The organism is Oligella ureolytica DSM 18253, assembly GCF_000373745.1.
In the GTDB taxonomy this organism is placed as follows: Bacteria; Pseudomonadota; Gammaproteobacteria; order Burkholderiales; family Burkholderiaceae_B; genus Oligella; species Oligella ureolytica.
Genome location: NZ_KB892295.1, coordinates 23418 through 38382, shown reverse-complemented (window position 1 = coordinate 38382; position 14965 = coordinate 23418). Strand labels below are relative to the sequence as shown.

Sequence of the window (14965 nt, the reverse complement as noted above, 5' to 3'; positions counted from 1 at the left end):
ATGGAGAAAAACAATGACATTAGGCGCGGTAGACACTGCGTTTTTAATATGCACGTTCATCTAGTCTTTGTGACTAAATACCGCCGTGACGTATTTACAAAAGCCATCCTTAACGACCTTCAGGAAATTTTCGCTAGTGTGTGCGCTGATTTTGAGGCCGAGTTAGTGGCGTTTGATGGGGGGGACGACCATGTTCACTTATTAGTGAACTACCCGCCCAAAGTTGCNATATCAAAACTGGTTAATAGCCTAAAGGGTATATCCAGTCTTCTTATCCGAAAAAAGAACCACCCCAACATTAAAAAGAAACTGTGGAAAGGGGCTTTATGGTCGCCTAGTTATTTTGCTGGAAACTGTGGCGGCGCGCCGATTGAAATCATTCGACAGTATATCAAGCAACAGCAAACGCCACCATAGATTCAAAGGACGGCGTTGCCGTCCGCGCTATTCACCCTCGCCCTAAACGACGAGGCTTTCCGCGCATTTTGGTAAATAAGCTGTTACCTTCAACTAGAAGTCGTGGTCTTTATATGCGCTATACTATACGTAAAAGATTAATTAGTAAGTTTACAGATATGAAGCATCAAGTGTTATTTTTCGGAGATTTACACGGCGGCTTCGATCATTGTTTGGCGATTGTTGAGCAATATCGACCGAAGGCTATCGTATTGCTTGGTGATTTAGAGGCGCCGGAGCCTTTACAGAATATGTTTGATGAGGTCCGCAAACTGACAGAGGTTTGGTGGATTCACGGTAATCACGATACTGATAAAGAGCATTACTATACTAATCTCTATGATTCTGAGATGGCTGACTTTAATCTTGATGGTCGTGTAGTTGAGATCGCCGGCTTACGTATCGCTGGGCTTGGTGGTGTATTTAGAGGTAAAATATGGCATCCTAATGATGCGTGCTGGAATTACTTCTCACACGAAGACTATATCAAGGATGCTCATCCACGACAATTATGGAATGGTGGTGTTTCGCTGCGCAATCGCAGTTCTATTTTCCCCGAGACATACATGGCGCTACGCTGTCTAAAGGCCGATATCCTAGTTTCTCATGAGGCACCATCCTGTAATCGCTTTGGTTTTTCGGTACTTGACCGCTTAGCCAGACAGATGGGGGTCAGTGCTGTATTTCATGGGCACCATCATGATAATTATGACTATAGTCCTCACTTTGAGCGCATGGGTTTTGAGACCTATTCGGTTGGTTTACGCGGCGTTTGTGCCTTAGATGGTACCGTCCTCAAACCGGGCGAGGAAGACGGTCTCAATGAGTGCCGAATTGCACGTTGTAGTTAGTTATTTTATTGTTTTTTGGAGATGATGATGCAAGAGAAATTCGTTCGCGTCGAGGGTATGACGTGCAATAACTGTGTTAAGCACGTTAGTGAGGCACTCTCTGAGATTGCCGGGGTTGAGTCGGTTGATGTCAGTTTAGACAAAGCGGGCGCAACTATTCGCTCAGCTGGCGATATTGATATTGAAGTCATTCGTACCGCTTTGGATGAAGCCGGTTATGATTTAGTGGACTAATTACTGACTACTATATGAAAGCACCATTGCCCATGCGGGGTGGAGTCAATCCCAGTCGTTTATATTTACCTCGTGATGGGCAGTGGTCCGATTTGCTGAGTTTCTTACTCGAGCGATTTCCATACATGCCCGCTGATATTATCAAAGCACGTTTAGCTGCCGGTGAGATGGTTAATACAGAAGGCGTGCCATTTTCTCTTGATAGTGCTTTTGAAGCAGATAGTTGGTTGTGGTACTACCGTGAAGTGCCGGATGAGGTCCGAGTACCTTTTGACATTGATATTTTGTATCAAGACAAACACCTTTTAGCTGTCGATAAGCCCCATTTTTTGGCAAGTATTCCGAGCGGTCGCTATGTACAGGAAACCGTCTTGTCGCGTTTACGTAAGCAGTTTGGCTTAGCCGAGATTTCGCCTATACATCGCTTAGATAGAGAAACTGCCGGGGTGCTGCTGTTTAGCTTACGGCCTGAGGATCGTGGTGCTTATCAAAGTCTTTTTCAAAGTCGCCAAGTCACTAAGTATTATGAAGCCATTGCCCCCACTGTTGATGGGTTGGACTTTCCTGTGGTTTATCAAAGTCATCTGGTTAAAAGTCCACAGTACTTCACAATGATGGAAGTGGATAAGCCGAGCAATAGTGAGACTAAAATCAGCATCTTAAAGCGCGGCAGTCACCTATCACATTATTTCTTAGAGCCTTTGAGCGGTCGTAAGCATCAGTTAAGAGTGCATATGAATGCGCTTGGTATGCCAATTTGTCACGATAGCTTTTATCCCGTACTTGGCGAGCTGCGAGAAGCTGATGATTTTAATAACCCTCTGCAGTTATTAGCACGAGCGATTGAATTTAAGGATCCGATGACAGGCCAGCAGCGACGTTTTGAAAGCCGTCGTGAGCTAGCACTTCTAAGTGACGTTAGTTAAATCATCATGCGTGAACAATCTTTTTTTGTACAACATAATAAACCGGCCATTTTAATTGAAGGGGTTGCCGGTAGTGGCAAATCAACCTTACTTGCTAAGCAAATGGAATTGCTACGAGATGAGGCGGGTAAGCGGCTTATGCTCGCCTTTAGCCGGGCGGGTGCGGATGTATTACGAGACTACACGGCTAATTTAGGCCTTTATTTAGATCAGAACAATAAAATTTCCACCATTGATGCATTGGCAATGGAAGCCTTGCAAGAGTTAGGCGATGAGCGGATTATTCTAAGCTCTAATGAGGTCGTTGAGCGAATTTTGCCAAATTTGGTTGAAGAGGTTTGTGAGGGTCTATATGACTTGGACTTTTATGCACCTCAGTTAAGCGATCAGGATCTGTGGTTGTTATTAGAGGATTTTGATTATTTTCGTGCATCGATGGCCTTTAAAGTAGATTCTTTGGACGAGCAGGCAGCGATTTGCGGTGATCGTTTAAATTTTGATGTGCGTTTTGTTGCCAGATGCTTTAAGCGTTATGAGGATTTGCGTTGGACTTGGTATAGCCGTAGTGAGGTCACTTTCACCGGGTATAGAGAGCGTGAAGGTTTTAGACGATTATCCGAGGCGGTCAGCGATTTATATAACCATGAGTATTTTGAAAATAGTAACTGCCTAAAGGGTTATCGCTTTATTTTCATTGATGAGTTTCATGATATCTCACCGCTACAATTAGATTTTATCCAACGCCTGATTAAACCGGGTTGTTTTGTTATGGCGGTTGGCGATCGTTATCAAAACGTTTTTGCTTGGCGGGGTGCTGATACGGAAGTTGTTTTTAATCAGTTTATTAGTTATTTTCAATCAGGTGTGGTTGAGCAAAATTTCAGTCATCGTTTTGATCAAAAAATTGCTACCTTAGCTTCAAAAGTCAGCGCTAAACGGATTGAAGCTAAAGAAAAGCCGCCGGTATCAATTGAGTATCGACCTAAGAATCAATTTCCTGAATTATTAACTAAACCACGTAAACGTGTCGCTTTAATTGCTCAGAACCAATTGCAGTCGATGAAGGCTGCTTGGCAAGTTTGGATGCATACGCGTGGGGACTATCGCATAAGCTATAACTTGTCGCAGCTATATGTGGTGAGTTTAGTGAATGTCCTGTTTAGTTTAAAAACGGCACAATTACCTTTATTAGCAGGCACATCACCGGATGAACCTCGGGCGTCAAACAGTTCAGCTAAAAAAGCTTTTTCTTATGATGTGAAGCGTTTTTATCAAGGTAATTATTGCTTTTTAAGTCCTGAGGCCAAGACAGAAGTCATTAAATCAGCCAATGCTAAAAGCTTCCAGAGTTATACTTTTATACATTTATCAGGTAACCAGGGTGCCCCGGTTTTTACTGAGAATATGGTGACTGCGCTAAGGGGTATTTTAAAAAGCAATATGGAAGAGCCTTTGGCCCCCTTATTGGCTCAGTTTGCAGAGCAGGCGGGTTTATTTAGAGTGATTGAGTCCGCCGGTTTGGCATCTGAATATCACTACACGTCGTGGCGTATTTTACTTAACATTCTTCATTCTTTGGGGATGACTTTTAAGGATTGGCCGCAATTCAGTCAATCACTTTATAGGTCTTGGAATGACCGTGTAGGTTTGCCATGCTTAACGGTAGCTCAGGCAAAGGGTAAAGAGTTTGACTTTGTGGTGCTTTATAGTGCCGATGAGCAAAGTTTTTTACCAAAAAAAGTGGTTGAAGAAAGCGCTAGAAATGAATATTACGTGGGTTTGACGCGCGTTAAAAAACATTTGCAGTTTTGGGAAAGTTATTTCTAATGGCTTAAAAAAGTATCGCGGGCGTGTATGAGGCTTCTTGCCTCATGTTGTGCGGCGACGTACTCATGTGCTTTTCTGCCATCGCTACGATTTATTGGTGAGCAGCAACTGGCACATCAGCTGCAATATAAAGATAGTACCGTGGGTGGCTTGTCAGGGATTGATTATGATGTAGACACCGATACTTGGATTTTGGTCAGTGATGAGCGTTTCAGCCACAATGCGGCGCGTTTTTATACGGCAACGCGGCAGGGTGAGTTTATCAGTGAGCTGGATCTTCACCCGATGTTTAGCATGCACACAGACCGTGAGTTGGGGCCGCGTGATAATCTGTCCTTTGAAGGGCTCAGATTTTCTCAGAATAAGCAATCCGAGTGATCTGTTCCCCTAAGCGGATTGAGTTTTGAGAAAATGGTCATGGCCTTACAACCTAAACTACCAAAACAACTTCTGTCTACTATCTAGTGTTTTCCTAAAGGTACAGGCCCTTTGTTCAGCATGCAGTGATATTGTTTTTTTATTTCTATATTCATCCATTCCGGAAAATGCTTTAACACTAAGTGCACCGATATTGAACTTAGTGAATTCCTCGCCGTTAAGTGACTAATAAAGGGAGCGCCAGTGTTGACAAAGGTGCATTTCCTACCGGCGGGGATGTGCTGAAAAAATGGCAAGGTATCTAGTACATACCTTGCCATTTTTCCAAGAGCCTAAAATCTAAAGCGCTTATTGCTCTGCGAAAGCACGCTCAATCACAAAGTGACCGGGGGTAGAAGTATTACCCTCAACAAAACCGCGAGCCTCAACCATTTCTTTAAGCTCACGCAGCATCTCCGGACTACCGCAAATCATCACACGGTCTTCTTCGGGGTTTAATGCCGGTACACCTAAGTCCTTGAATAGCTTGCCCGTCTCGATGTGGCTCGTAATACGGCCTTTGTTAACAAACTCTTCACGAGTGACTGTTGGGTAGTACTTAAGCTGCTTAGAGACCATCTCTCCAAGGTACTCGTGATTTGGTAACTCTTTGGTAAATAGATCGTGGTAGGCCAGCTCAGCTACTGTACGTACACCATGAACCAAAATCACTTCATCAAATTGCTCATAGGTCTCAGGATCACGTGTGATACTAAGGAATGGTGCCAGACCGGTACCGGTAGAAAGTAGGTATAAACGCTTGCCGGGCAATAAATAGTCTAATACCAGCGTACCGGTAGGTTTACGACCGATAATAATATTATCACCCTCTTTAATGTGCTGTAAGCGAGAGGTGAGTGGGCCATCAGGTACCTTAATACTTAAGAACTCTAAATGATCTTCGTAGTTGGCACTGGCAACACTATAAGCGCGTAAAAGAGGCTTACCATCGACCGGTAAACCAATCATAATAAAGTGACCGTTTTTAAAACGTAAGGCCTCATCACGCGTGGTGGTAAAGCTGAATAGTGTATCTGTCCAGTGGTGTACGCTAAGTACTTTGCCCTCTAAAAAAGCTGCCATGTTATGAATTCCGTGTGTGTGGAGATGTGTTCTTATCAAAAGCTTTAGCTATAAAATATAAAGCCAATCTCTAATTGTAAAAAATATAACTCAACTCAATATTAGTTCTCTATAATACAGAGTTACTTATTAACCACATGATTTTAAATCATTTATAAGAGGTAGTAAACGATGGCCCGCTTCTCGCGCTTATTTAAGGGAGTACTGCTCAGTCTTTCTTTATCTATTTTAGGTAGTCAGGCAGTTGCCAAGGATGTTATTAAGGTCGGTGAAATTAATAGTTACAAAACCATCCCTTCATTTTTAGAGCCTTATAGAAAAGGCATTGAGTTGGCTGTGCATGAGGTTAACGAAGCGGGTGGTTTATTAGGTGGTAAGAAATTAGAGATTATTATCCGTGATGATGGGGGTAATCCGGGGGCTGCAGTACGCGAAGCTCAAAATTTATTAAGACGTGACAAGGTCGATATGTTGGCAGGCAGTTTTTTATCACATATTGCCTTGGCGATTGCTGATTATGCACGCCAAAATAAAGTGTTCTTCCTAGCCGGTGAGCCATTAACTGACAAAATGACTTGGCATGATGGCAATCGCTACACCTTCCGTCTACGTGACTCAACCTATATGAAAACACGCATGTTAGTCCCTGCTGCGGTGGCTTTTAAGAAAAAGCGTTGGGCATTGATATACCCTAACTACGAGTATGGACAGTCGGCGATTGAGACATTTAAAGAAGAGATGCGCAAGCAACAGCCGGATATTGAGTTTGTACTTGAGCAGGCCGTTCCTTTAAATAAAATTGATGCAGGCAGTGTCGTGCAAGCGTTAGACGATTCAGGCGCCGAGGCTTTGTTTAACGTCCTTTTCAGTACCGACCTCACTAAATTTGTCCGTGCCGGTCAAGTACGTAATGTGTTTGATGACTTACCTACCGTCAGTATGCTAAGTGGTGAACCTGAGTACTTGGATACCTTGGGGGAGGATACGCCGGTAGGTTGGTTTGTCACAGGTTACCCATGGTATGCCATTGACACCCCTGAGCATGATGCTTTTTTAAACGCTTATCAGGAAATGTTTAATGATTATCCGCGTTTGGGTTCTATTGTTGGCTACATGATGGTGCAGTCTTTGGCAGCCGGTATTGAAAAAGCTGGCTCTACCGAAACAGAAGATTTAATTGCGAGCTTTAGAGGGCTTGAGCATGATTCACCGCTTGGTCCCATCTACTACCGACCACAGGATCATCAATCAACCATGGGGGCATTTGTTGGTACTTTAGATATCAAGGACGGCGAGGGGATTATGACCAATATCCAGTACATCAATGGCAAGGATGTACAGCCTACCGATGAAGAAGTGGCGAAATTACGACCTGTTGAGGACTAATAAGAAGTAAAAAATCGGTCTTGTCGAGTGATTCACGACAAGACCGATTTAGTTTTTAGATACATAAATGGACGCTTTATTAATTCAATTGCTCAATGGTTTAGCGAGCACTTCTACGCTATTTTTAGCGGCCTTAGGATTGACCATTATTTTTGGGGTATGCCGTGTGGTGAACTTCGCTCACGGCTCCTTTTATATGCTCGGCCTTTATATTGCCTATCACTTTAGTACGACCTGGGGGGCGGGCTCAGTCTTAGGTTTTTGGGGTAGTATTTTTATTTCTGCGGTGATTGTTGCTCTACTTGGAGCATTGATTGAAATCGTGGTGTTAAGGCGTATTTATAAATCGCCCGAATTATTTCAGTTATTGGCAACCTTTGCCATATTATTGATTATCAGTGATTTTGCTTTGTGGATGTGGGGACCCGAAGATTTATTAGGGCCTAAGGCACCGGGCTTAGAGGGAGCGATACAGATGCTAAATCGCTCCTTTCCTGAATATGATTTGTTATTAATTGTGATGGGGCCGGCCATTCTATTGGCTGTTTGGGTGCTATTACGTTTTACTCGTTTTGGTTTATATGTCCGTGCGGCGACTCACGATAGGGAAATGCTAAGCGCCTTAGGAGTCAACCAAGCGTGGTTATTTACCGCTGTTTTTGCCTTAGGCTGTTTTTTAGCGGCATTGGCAGCCGGGTTGGAGTTGCCTCGTGAACCGGCAAGCCTAACAATTGATTTAAATCTTATTGGGGATGTCTTTGCTGTCGTTGTTATTGGTGGCATGGGCTCTATTCCAGGTGCGTTTTTAGCGGCGTTATTAATCTCTGAAATTAAAGCTATCTGTATTTGGTTGGGTACACAGACAATTTTTGGGATAACGATTGAATTTAGTCAATTGACCCTCGTGATGCAGTTTGTATTGATGGCCTTGGTGTTAATTTACCGCCCGTGGGGACTCCTTGGTAAGCCGCAAGAAAGTATGCCACGTGCCTTACATGGTGAACCGCCGTTAGTCCCGGCGTCCAATTCTTATAAGATAGTTGCTGTTTTAGCCATCGCTGTACTGGCCAGCTTCCCGTTGCTTGAAGAGCAATGGCCGTATTTGATGTTGATTATGCAAGATGGTTTGATGATGGCACTATTTGCGAGTAGCTTGTATTTTATCGTTGGGCCGGGGGGAATGAGCTCGTTTGGTCACGCCGCATTTTTTGGAGTGGGTGCTTATACTGCGGCTATTTTAGTGACGCAATTAGCTTGGCCAATGTGGCTGGTGATTTTGATGGCACCGTTAGGTGGTTTGGCTGCAGCGATCGTATTTGGCTGGTTCAGTGTGCGTTTAAGCGGTATTTATATGGCCATGTTGACGCTCGCATTTGCCCAGTTTGTCTGGTCAATTATCTTCCAATGGGATGGGTTCACTGGTGGCTCCAATGGTCTTATCGGTATTTGGCCGGAGGGTATGCTTAGCGATCCGCGTAATTATTATTACTTTACTTTATTGGTAGTGATTGCAGGGGTGTTGACCATTCGCTATTTGTTATTTACACCCTTTGGTTACTCCATGCGTGCTACACGCGATGCCCCGATGCGAGCACAGGCACTTGGTATCAAGGTTAAACGGGTGCAATGGCAGGCATTTATAGTTTCCGGTTTTTGTGCCGGTGTGACCGGTATCCTTTATGTGTATTCCAAAGGTAGTATTTCACCAGATGAGCTGAGCGTCGCCCGCTCGGTGGATGGCTTAGTGATGGTACTGTTAGGTGGCATTCAATCGGTAACCGGTCCTTTAGTGGGGGCAGTGAGCTATGTGGTTCTGCATGATTGGGTCACTCTATATAGCGATTACTGGAAGGCGTTATTAGGTGGCATTATTTTAGTGTTGGTGCTGTTATTACCCAGTGGTTTAGTTGGTATTAGGCACTGGTTTAACGTTGCCCGCAAAGAGGATAATCGTATGACGACTGTCACGGCTGCCAGCGATACTGAGGCGCTAGAAGAAGTTGTTACGGTTACATCTGAACCGGCGACTCAATCTCAAGAAGTTATGTTAGAAGTTAAAAGTATTAATAAGCGCTATGGGGATTTTTGGGCGGTTAATGATACTTCTTTTGATATTAAACGTGGTGAGATGCTTGCCCTAATTGGTCCTAACGGTGCCGGTAAATCGACGATTTTTAATATGGTTGGTGGGCAGTTTGAACCCACCGGTGGCGAGATATTCTTTAAAGGAACGTCTTTAAAGGGTTTAGATGCTGCCGGCATTTGGTCTAAGGGGATCGGTCGAACCTTTCAAATTGCGACAGTCTTTAATTCAATGAGTGTCTTAGAAAATATGCAGGTTGCCTTACACCAAGCAGACTCCCATGCATTTACGACAGTTAATGACGCGCATGAACTGCTGCAACAAGTTGGCTTAGCGCATTTAGCTAATCGCCAAGCCAGTGAATTAGCGTATGGCGATGTGAAGCGGTTAGAGTTAGGGATGGCTTTAGCTCACAGTCCGGAGTTATTGCTCATGGATGAGCCGACGGCCGGTATGGCAGCAGAAGAACGCCATTTGTTGATGAAGTTAGTGAAGTCCTTGTCAATACAGCGACAAATGGCCGTTTTATTTACTGAGCATAGTGTGGATGTGGTCTTTAATTATGCTGATCGTATTTTAGTATTGGCAGAAGGTAGTTTAATAGCAGAGGGTTCAGCCGCAGAAATTGCTAAGGATGATCAGGTGAGAGCAGTTTATTTAGGCACTAGTGTATTTACAGAGGGGGCTAAGGCTTAGTATGAGTGACTTGGATGATTCAACTACCTTACTAACCGTTAATCACCTTTCTGCTTGGTATGGCCGAGCTAAGGCTCTTTTTGACTTATCGTTTGAAGTAAAAAAAGGTGAGGTTGTCGCTCTGATGGGTGTTAATGGTGCTGGTAAATCCACGACGCTTAAGGCCATTATGAATATGATGGACCGTAAGGAGGGGCAGGTAATTTTTAATGGTCAAGATATTAGCAAAGCACCTTCCTATCAAATTGCCCGTGCCGGTTTAGGCTTTGTACCTGAGGATAGGCGTGTTTTTAGTGAATTAACAGTGAAAGAAAATTTACTGACGGGACGGCAGCCTGAGCGTTATTGGCCCGATGGTGAAGCTGTCTTTTATTGGACAGAAGAGCGGTTGTATCAGCTTTTTCCCAACCTCGGGAAAATGGTCCACCGTCCCGGTGGCAAGATGAGCGGCGGCGAGCAGCAAATGCTGAGTGTGGCACGTAGTTTGATGGGTAATCCCTACATGGTGCTATTGGACGAGCCTTCAGAGGGGGTAGCGCCGGTGATTGTCGATCAGATGATTGAGATGATCATTGAGCTTAAAAAAAAGGGGATTAGTATTTTAATTTCTGAGCAGAATTACCATTTAGCTAAGCAAGTAGCAGACCGCTATTACACCTTGAGCATGGGAGAAATAGTAGAAGAAGGGGTACTTTAACTAAAAAGTTTAAAAACCGTCATCAGATGTTCATATTCTTTTGTGACAATAGCGCTAGCTTATTTTTTTCTATTGGAGTTAGCTATGAAAGAATTTGATTTAGATGATATCCCCGCAAATGAGAGCGAAACCACTCCGTTTCATGAGTTAGTAGAAGCAGCTCAGTCTCGTCGCGGTTTTTTAAAGACCGGTTTGGGTCTTGGTGTTATTAGTTTCTTTGGTTTAGGTGTGACTGATGTGCTTGCAAAAACTGCAGCCAATGTAGGTAACCAAGCAGGCTCAGCGTTAGGCATGTTTAACCCGGAAGAAATTAAAAACTTTGCTGGTTTAGAAGCTGATACCTTAGATACAATTACTCTGCCTGATGGCTACCGTTCTGCTGTTATTAACCGTTGGGGTGATAAATTACATAGCAACTCACCGGCGTTTCTTGGTGATGCCAGTGACAACGCTGATGCACAGTTAAAACAAATCGGTTTTAACCACGACGGTATACATTTCTTCCCTATTGATACGAAAGACAGTATCAGTGGCAGTAGCAAAGAAGGTCTATTAGTCACTAACCACGAATACGTGACACCAGAGTACTTTTTCCCCAAAGGCGTGACACCGGGTGGTGAGGGCTGGAATGCTGATTGGATTCGTAAGTCTCAACACGCACAAGGTGCATCAGTCGTGCATGTGCGCCTAAACGATCAAGGTTTATGGGAGCCTGTTTTAGACTCTAAATATAATCGCAGTATCAACGCGAATACCTTGATGGAATTAGTGGGTCCTGCCGTTGGTGCCGACTTGGTTCGTACCAATAAAGATCCTGAAGGTCGTAATGTTTACGGTACCTTTGGTAACTGTGGTAATGGTTACACTTACTGGAATACATACCTCACCTGTGAGGAGAACGTGACCGATTATTTTGGTGTTGGTACCAAAAATGAGGATGACGTTGAGTACAGTGATTTCCTCGATGAAAAACAAACAGCCGGTCTTCAGCGCTATAAAGGTTCGAGCAAAACCGCTGATGAGACTTATGCTTGGGATACCCACGATGAGCGTTTTGACTGGACGGTCGAACCAAATGAGGTTAACCGCTTTGGCTGGATTGTAGAGATTGACCCTTTTGATCCGGAATCTAAACCGAAGAAACTGACTGCTTTAGGTCGCTTTAAGCATGAAAATGCGGCAATTACGTTAGCGCCGGATAATCGTGTCGTTATTTACATGGGTGATGACCAGCGCAGCGAATACATCTATAAATTCATTTCTGATGGAAAGTTTGACCCGAATAACGCAGAAGCTAACCGTAAATTATTACATGAAGGTACGCTTTATGTAGCTGTATTTAGCGATAATGAAGCAACAGACGGTAGTTTCATGGGGACCGGTAAATGGTTGCCACTCGTATTAGATACACCAACAGTTGATGGTCGTCGCTTAGGTGATTTATTTACGGATATGGGTGAGTTATTAGTGCATACACGTCAAGCGGCAGATGCAGTTGGTGCAACCCCAATGGATCGTCCGGAGTGGGTCGCAGTTCACCCTCACAGCAAAGAAGTATTTGTTACGCTAACAAATAACTCTAATCGTGGTAGCGGCAAAGAGCGTTATCCCGGTGGTCCAAAGCATCCAGATGCTTATGGCCCTAACCCACGTGAGAAAAATGCCTATGGTCAGATTGTGCGCTGGGTAGAAGCAGATAATGACGCAACGGCCGATAGCTTTGAATGGGATTTATTTGTTATTGCTGGTAATCCAAATGTGCATGATGATATTTATGCCGGTTCGGATAATATCGATAAGCGTAATACCTTTAATAGTCCTGATGGCTTAGCTGTCGACCCTCGCGGTTTATTGTGGATTCAAACGGACGGTAATTACTCTAATAGCGGTGAGTATGAAAGTCAGGGTAATAACAGCATGTTGGTTGCTGATCCTAAGACGAAAGTTATTCGCCGTTTCTTAGTTGGCCCTAAAGGCTGTGAGGTGACCGGTATTACGTGGACGCCGGATCTTAAATACCTTTTTGTTAATATCCAGCACCCGGGTGAAGGTCAAAGCTTAGAGGATTCACAAAACAATCCGACGGCTGTATCTACATGGCCTGACGCTGAAAAAGCAGATCGTCCACGTCCGGCGACTGTTGTCATCTGGCGTGAAGATGGTGGTGTGGTAGGCTCTTTCCCTGCTTAATTAAGAAAGCGTTTAGTTAACACTAAACTGGTAGATGACTGATATCGGCTTAAAGGCTGATATCAGTCATTGTTTTTTATGCCCTATTATCTACGCTTTACGAGGTGCGACGGGCAGCGATATCCGCTGCGGCAGTAAACAGAATGTCAGATGATGAGTTTAAGCCTGTTTCTACCGAATCTTGAATCACACTGATTGTTACCCCAACGGCAATCACCTGTGCCGCTATCTCATTGCTGATACCAAATAAGCTACAAGCCATTGGAATTAAAAGTAGGGAACCGCCCGGTACGCCGGATGCACCGCAAGCGGAAATCGTTGCCAGTAGACTCAGTAAAAGAGCCGTCGCAATATCAACTTCGATACCTAGGGTATAGGCTGCTGCTAAGGTCAGTACAGAAATGGTGATCGCTGCGCCCGCCATATTAATGGTAGCGCCCAGAGGGATTGAAACAGAGTAGGTCGTTTCACGCAAACCGAGTTTTTTAGCTAAATCAAGATTGACCGGAATATTTGCGGCTGAACTGCGTGAGACAAAGGCCATGATGCCACTCTCAACTAAGCACTGTATCACTAAAGGATAAGGGTTTTGACGAATCATAAACCAAACAATGATGGGGTTTACGATGAGTGCAACAAACGCCATCGCTCCCACTAAGACTAATACTAACTGAGCATAACTTAGTAAGCTACTTAAACCAGTGGTAGCCACGGTGGAAGCAACGATACCAAATACCCCAAAGGGCGCTAAACGAATGACCCACTGTACTATCTTGGTCATAGCAAAAGCAATATCTGAAATCACTGCTTTCGTGGTAGGAGCAACCATGCGAAGGGCAAAACCAAATAAGATCGCCCATGTCAAAATACCAATATAATTAGCTGATATTAAGGCATTAACCGGGTTGTCGACAATATTTAAAATGAGTGTATGTAAGACCTCGGTGATGCCGGTTGGTGCATCACTAATACCACTTTCAGGGTTGGGTAATACGAGAACAGTTGGAAACAGAAAACTCGCTGTCACTCCGACGAATGCTGCAGCTAAGGTGCTTACCACATACAGTAAGATGACGGGACGCATGTTTGAACTGGTGTTGATATCTTGAGAAGCCAAGGCTGCCATGACTAAAATAAACACCAGAATCGGCGCAACTGATTTTAATGCACCGATAAAAATAGTTCCTAAGATTGTCAGCTTTAATGCGACTGCTGGTAGCAGTACACCGATAATGGCGCCTAGTATTAAAGCTGCTAATACTTGCTTAACTAAACTACCACGCAAAAAAGTGTGTCCCAATTGATTAACTTTCATTCTTAAACTCTCTTTTTATGTAATGCGCAACATTTTAGCTTTTTTTTGGAATGGAGCAATGACTCTTTATAAGAAAGGGGATTTATTAGACCAAAGACGTATACAATATATATGTTAAATGGTATTTTATTGAGTTGATGTATGTATATTCCAGAAGCATTTAAAGAAGTTCGAACTGAGGAAATAGAACGAATTATCAGAGAGTTTCCGCTTGCCTGCCTAGTTGCTAATACGTCCGAAGGCTTGATTGCCGCGCATCTTCCCCTGATTCTCAAAGGTGATGAGTATTTAATTGGTCATATCGCCAAAGATAATAACATGTCATCCTTGATTGAGCGTGATCAGGAGGTGATGTGTATTTTTAGGGGGGACGATGCCTATGTGTCAGCCAAAGACTATCCCCAAAAGGACGCGAAAAATAAAAAAGTACCGACCTGGAATTATCAGGCGATACATGTTTATGGCACCATCCGCTTTTACAATGACAAGCGTTCACGCTTGGCAGCAACCGGTTTCTTAACCAAGCAAATCGAGAGAGATGTACATGGTGAAGAGGCTTGGCGGATGGCTGATGCACCGTTGGATTACATTATGGAGCAGATTGAAGAGATTACTGCATTTGATGTGACAATTACCAAGGTGCTCGCCAAGTCCAAAATTGGTCAAAATGATACAAAAGATGAGTTTATTACGGTTATTGAGAATCTTGAAAAGCGCGAGGAAGACGGTATGGCGCAGACCATGAGAAAATGGCTTGGTGATGTGGGTCAAGAAAAATAATAGAAATATCGGAATTATTTTCTT

Annotated in this window: 13 protein-coding genes and 1 pseudogene; 12 read left to right on the top strand and 2 right to left on the bottom strand. The window is 43.8% G+C overall.

Annotated elements, in window-relative coordinates:
* The 6 genes from tnpA to B092_RS0105640 all read left to right on the top strand — a co-directional run.
* A partial coding sequence (tnpA, locus tag B092_RS0105665) for an IS200/IS605 family transposase (protein ID WP_018574284.1) occupies positions 1-417 on the top strand: 417 nt, incomplete at its 5' end.
* Between the two features lie 158 nt (positions 418-575).
* A complete protein-coding gene (locus B092_RS0105660) occupies positions 576-1307 on the top strand; it encodes a metallophosphoesterase family protein (protein ID WP_040608201.1) in 732 nt (243 codons plus the stop codon).
* Between the two features lie 27 nt (positions 1308-1334).
* Positions 1335-1541 carry a heavy-metal-associated domain-containing protein gene (locus tag B092_RS0105655; protein WP_018574282.1) on the top strand — a complete coding sequence of 69 codons (207 nt, stop codon included), beginning with the start codon at positions 1335-1337 and terminating at the stop codon, positions 1539-1541.
* Positions 1542-1555: 14 nt separating this feature from the next.
* Entirely contained in the window at positions 1556-2467 is a 912-nt protein-coding gene (locus B092_RS0105650) for a pseudouridine synthase (protein ID WP_018574281.1), read from the top strand.
* Between the two features lie 6 nt (positions 2468-2473).
* Positions 2474-4294, top strand: a complete 1821-nt coding sequence (locus tag B092_RS0105645) for a UvrD-helicase domain-containing protein (protein ID WP_018574280.1) — start codon at positions 2474-2476, stop codon at positions 4292-4294.
* 27 nt (positions 4295-4321) lie between these two features.
* Positions 4322-4672 carry an esterase-like activity of phytase family protein gene (locus B092_RS0105640; RefSeq protein WP_083907471.1) on the top strand — a complete coding sequence of 117 codons (351 nt, stop codon included), beginning with the start codon at positions 4322-4324 and terminating at the stop codon, positions 4670-4672.
* 348 nt (positions 4673-5020) lie between these two features.
* On the opposite strand, the gene B092_RS0105635 is transcribed toward B092_RS0105640, so the two are convergent.
* Complete coding sequence (locus B092_RS0105635) at positions 5021-5794, bottom strand: ferredoxin--NADP reductase (protein WP_018574278.1); 774 nt, start codon at positions 5792-5794, stop codon at positions 5021-5023.
* A gap of 171 nt (positions 5795-5965) precedes the next feature.
* Between B092_RS0105635 and B092_RS0105630 the strand changes: the two genes are divergently transcribed.
* The 5 genes and pseudogenes from B092_RS0105630 (at position 5966) to B092_RS0105615 (ending at position 12846) form a co-directional block, all read left to right on the top strand.
* Positions 5966-7180, top strand: coding sequence for an ABC transporter substrate-binding protein (locus B092_RS0105630; protein WP_018574277.1), 1215 nt, complete (start codon positions 5966-5968; stop codon positions 7178-7180).
* A 67-nt stretch (positions 7181-7247) separates the two neighbouring features.
* Positions 7248-9167 (top strand): annotated as a pseudogene (locus B092_RS0105625) (ABC transporter permease); the annotation flags it as partial.
* A gap of 57 nt (positions 9168-9224) precedes the next feature.
* A complete protein-coding gene (locus tag B092_RS16115; protein ID WP_255313365.1) occupies positions 9225-9959 on the top strand; it encodes an ABC transporter ATP-binding protein in 735 nt (244 codons plus the stop codon).
* A 1-nt stretch (position 9960) separates the two neighbouring features.
* Entirely contained in the window at positions 9961-10656 is a 696-nt protein-coding gene (locus B092_RS0105620) for an ABC transporter ATP-binding protein (RefSeq protein ID WP_018574275.1), read from the top strand.
* A gap of 84 nt (positions 10657-10740) precedes the next feature.
* A complete protein-coding gene (locus tag B092_RS0105615; protein WP_018574274.1) occupies positions 10741-12846 on the top strand; it encodes a PhoX family protein in 2106 nt (701 codons plus the stop codon).
* Between the two features lie 97 nt (positions 12847-12943).
* Here the strand turns inward: B092_RS0105615 and sstT are convergent, their stop codons facing one another.
* Entirely contained in the window at positions 12944-14161 is a 1218-nt protein-coding gene (gene sstT, locus B092_RS0105610; RefSeq protein ID WP_018574273.1) for a serine/threonine transporter SstT, read from the bottom strand.
* A gap of 141 nt (positions 14162-14302) precedes the next feature.
* On the opposite strand from sstT, the gene B092_RS0105605 reads away from it, so the two are divergent.
* On the top strand, positions 14303-14941 hold the full coding sequence (locus tag B092_RS0105605) for an FMN-binding negative transcriptional regulator (protein WP_018574272.1): 639 nt from the start codon (positions 14303-14305) through the stop codon (positions 14939-14941).
* Positions 14942-14965: the final 24 nt, after the last annotated feature.